This window comes from Streptomyces sp. SID11385 (genome assembly GCF_010548245.1).
Classification (GTDB): domain Bacteria; phylum Actinomycetota; class Actinomycetes; order Streptomycetales; family Streptomycetaceae; genus Streptomyces.
On record NZ_JAAGLR010000118.1, the window covers coordinates 1 to 2,874 of the forward strand.

3 protein-coding genes are annotated in these 2,874 nt (G+C 75.9%); 2 read left to right on the top strand and 1 reads right to left on the bottom strand.

All coding sequences use genetic code 11. From position 1 onward, the window contains the following. Window positions 1-37: 37 nt before the first annotated feature. Entirely contained in the window at window positions 38-1,588 is a 1,551-nt protein-coding gene (locus G3I42_RS04000) for a PLP-dependent aminotransferase family protein (protein ID WP_164282458.1), read from the bottom strand. A gap of 99 nt (window positions 1,589-1,687) precedes the next feature. On the opposite strand from G3I42_RS04000, the gene G3I42_RS04005 reads away from it, so the two are divergent. After that, the gene (locus G3I42_RS04005; protein ID WP_164282459.1) at window positions 1,688-2,326 is read left to right on the top strand and encodes a hypothetical protein; all 639 of its coding nucleotides are present in this window, start codon (window positions 1,688-1,690) and stop codon (window positions 2,324-2,326) included. Between the two features lie 25 nt (window positions 2,327-2,351). Beyond that, window positions 2,352-2,874, top strand: a 523-nt coding sequence (locus G3I42_RS04010; protein ID WP_164282460.1) for a glycerophosphodiester phosphodiesterase family protein, incomplete at its 3' end; no start/stop codon positions are given.

The window sequence follows — 2,874 nt, forward strand, 5'->3', positions numbered from 1 at the left end:
CGACCGGCCGCCCCCGTCAGGCGACCGGCCGCTCCCGTCAGGCGATCAGCCCCCGCTGCGCCGAAGTGTGCGCCCCCGCCCCCGCGCGGACCAGGGCCGTCGCGTGGGCCAGGCGGTCGGCGGCCTCCTCGGCCAGGGAACCGCCGACCGTGAAGGGGAGGCGGAGGTAGCCCTCGAAGGCGCCGTCGACGCCGAAACGGGGGCCCGAGGGGACCCGTACGCCCGCCTCCTCGCCCGCCGCGGCGATGCGCGAGCCGGAGAGGCCGCCCGCGCGCACCCACAGGGTGAGGCCGCCGCGCGGGACCGTGAACTCCCAGTCCGGGAGCCGGTCGCGGATCGCCGTGACGAGCGCGGCGCGGTTCGCTCTCGCCTGGGCGCGGCGCAGCGCGACCGCCTCCTCCCAGCCGCCCGTCGTGAGGAGCCAGTGGAGGGCGAGCTGTTCGAGTACGGGGGTGCCGAGGTCGGCGTACGCGCGCGCCGCGACGAGCCGGCGGATCGTCTCGGGAGCGGCGCGCACCCAGCCGACCCGCAGCCCGGCCCAGAACGCCTTGCTCGCCGAGCCCACCGTGATGACCGTCGAGCCCGCCGGGTCGAAGGCGCACACGGGCCGGGGCATCGCGCCCGGCGCGTCGAGGTCGGCGTCGAGCCGCAGTTCGGCCATCGTCTCGTCGACGAGCAGCACCGTGCCCGCCGCGCGGGCCGCCGTGGTGAGCGCGCGGCGGCTCTCCTCGTCGGCGAGCGCGCCGGTCGGGTTGTGGAAGTCGGCGACGAGGTACGCGAGCCGGGGCACCGACTCGCGCAGCACCTGCCGCCAGCGCGCCACGTCCCAGCCGCCGATCCCCTCGGCCATCGCGACGGGGACGAGGCGGGCGCCCGCGTCGCGCAGGAGCTGGAGGATGTTGGCGTAGCTCGGGGACTCGACGGCGACGCGTTCGCCGCGCGGCGCGAAGAGGCTGATGATCGCGTCGGTCGCGCCCATCGCCCCGGTCGTGACCATGATCTGCTCGGGCATCGTCGGGACGCCGCGCGCCGTGTAGCGCTCGGCGAGCGTCTGGCGCAGCGCGGGCAGCCCCGCCGGGTAGTCGCCGTGGGTCAGGGCGTACGGCGGCAGGGCCTCCGTCGCGCCGCGCACGGCACGGGTCAGCCAGGGTTCGGGCGCGGGCAGGGACGCGTAGCCGAGATCGATGAGCTGCCCGGCGCGCTCGGGCGGCAGCGGGCCGAGGCCGCGGGCGGGGAGCGGGGCCCCGGCGGGGAAGGAGATCCAGCTGCCGGCGCCGCGGCGGGACTCCAGGAAACCGGCCTCGCGCAGCGTCTCGAAGGCGGTGGCGACGGTGGTGCGGCTGACGGCGAGTGCCGTCGCGAGTTCCCGCTCGGCGGGCAGCCGGGCGCCGACCGGGACCCTGCCCTCCAGGACGAGGACCCTGATGCCGTCGGCGAGCGCCTGGTAGGCGGGGGTGTGCCGGGGGCGCTCCGCCCGCCCGGGCCCGGCATCCGGCGCCTGGGCCCCTTCCGCTCCGGCGCTCCGCTGGGAGGCGAGCAGCCGGGCCAATTGCGCCGGGCGGACGACCGCGATTCCCCGTTCCGCCATCGAAATCAGTCCACTTCTCTTCGATTGGCCCTGTCGAGGACCCCGTTGGGGCTTCCAGGGTGGCATATGTCAGTCCACTTCCGCACACCCGGGATTCCCATGGCCACGACTGTCCCGTCCCGGACCGCCGGCTCGCTGCCCCGTCGGCTCGTCCATCTCTACGGAGGGCTCCTCCTCTTCGGCTTCAGCGACGGTCTCCTCGTGCTCTCCGGTCTCGGCGTCGAGCCGTGGAATCTCTTCCACCAGGGCATCGCGCGCCACACGGGCCTGAGCATCGGCACGGTCGCGATCATCGTGGGCGCGCTCGTCCTGCTCCTGTGGTGGCCGTTGCGTCAGCGTCCGGGGCTCGGCACGGTCTCGAACGTCTTCCTCGTCGGCCTTTCGATGGACTGGACGCTCGCCCTGCTGCCCTCGGCCCACTCCTGGCCCGCACGCCTCTCGGTGCTGCTCGCCGGGGTCCTGCTCAACGGCGTCGCGACCGGGCTCTACATCTCGGCGCGCTTCGGGCCCGGCCCGCGCGACGGGCTGATGACCGGACTGCACCGGCGTACGGGCCGCTCGCTGCGGCTGTGCCGCACGGGTGTGGAGGTCGCCGTCGGCGTCGTCGGAATCGTGCTCGGCGGGACGCTGGGCATCGGCACGGTCCTGTACGCGCTGGCCATCGGCCCTCTCGCGCAGTTCTTCCTCCGCGTCTTCGCGCTCCCCGCTCCCCCGCCCCCGGACCCCGCGCGGGCATGATCACGCGCGGTGCCATACTGCGCGCGTGAACACGCCGGTCCCTCCCCCGCACCCCTTCCTCGACCACCCCCTCCCCCTCGCCTTCGCCCATCGCGGCGGCGCGGCGGACGGGCTGGAGAACACGGAGACGGCGTTCCGGCGGGCGGTCCGCCTCGGGTACACGTACCTGGAGACGGACGTCCACACGACGGCCGACGGGGAACTGCTCGCCTTCCACGACGCGACGCTCGACCGCGTGACGGACAGCGGCGGCGCGCTCGCGGAACTGCCGTGGGCGGCGGTGCGCGAGGCGCGCGTGGGCGGGACGGAGCGGGTGCCGCGCTTCGCGGACCTGCTGGACGCCTTCCCCCGGGCGCGCTGGAACGTCGACGTAAAGGCCGAGTCCGCGCTCGGGCCGCTCATCGAACTGGTCCGGCGGCGGGACGCCTGGGACCGCATCTGCCTCGGCTCGTTCAGCGAGCGGCGGGTCGCGCGGGCCCGGCGGCTCGCGGGGCCCCGGCTCGCCACCTCGCTCGGCACCGGGGGCGCGCTCGCGCTGCGCCTGCGGT

Excerpts from the sequence above, each read along its gene's own strand:
- G3I42_RS04000 (WP_164282458.1), bottom strand. The coding sequence starts at position 1,588 with ATGGCGGAACGGGGAATCGCGGTCGTCCGCCCGGCGCAATTGGCCCGG.
- G3I42_RS04005 (WP_164282459.1), top strand. The coding sequence starts at position 1,688 with ATGGCCACGACTGTCCCGTCCCGGACCGCCGGCTCGCTGCCCCGTCGG.